Source organism: Dysgonomonas mossii (assembly GCF_004569505.1).
Taxonomy (GTDB): Bacteria; Bacteroidota; Bacteroidia; order Bacteroidales; family Dysgonomonadaceae; genus Dysgonomonas.
In genome coordinates, this window is sequence record NZ_SPPK01000096.1 from 1 (window position 1) to 414 (window position 414).

Below are 414 nucleotides of genomic sequence, written 5' to 3' on the forward strand. Positions count from 1 at the left end.
GCGACGGGCTGCTGCACGAAGTCGCCCGCCGCCTGCAATCCGTGGTCCGCAGCGCGGACATCGTGTCGCGGCTCGGCGGCGACGAATTCGCACTGATCCTGCGGTGGGAGATCGATGACGCCGCCCTCGACCATTACGGCCGCCGCATCGTGGAGATGTTCAAGTCGCCGTACTCCGAGCTGGGCCAGCCGGTGGCGCTGACCTGCAGCGTCGGCATCGCCACGTTCCCCGAAGACGCCCGCGAGATGGACGCGCTCATGGGCTGTGCCGACACGGCCATGTACCGCGCGAAGGAGCTCGGCAAGAACCGCAGCGTGCGCTTCGATGCGTCCATGAACCTGGTCGCCGCGCGGCGAAGGGCGATCGGGCAGGCGCTGCGCGCCGAACTGGACACGGGCAGCGGGTTGGCGCCTG

Annotated in this window: 1 protein-coding gene; it reads left to right on the plus strand. The window is 69.8% G+C overall.

The features are described from left to right. On the plus strand, window positions 1-414 hold a 414-nt coding region (locus E4T88_RS17595; RefSeq protein ID WP_135107588.1), incomplete at both ends, for a diguanylate cyclase domain-containing protein.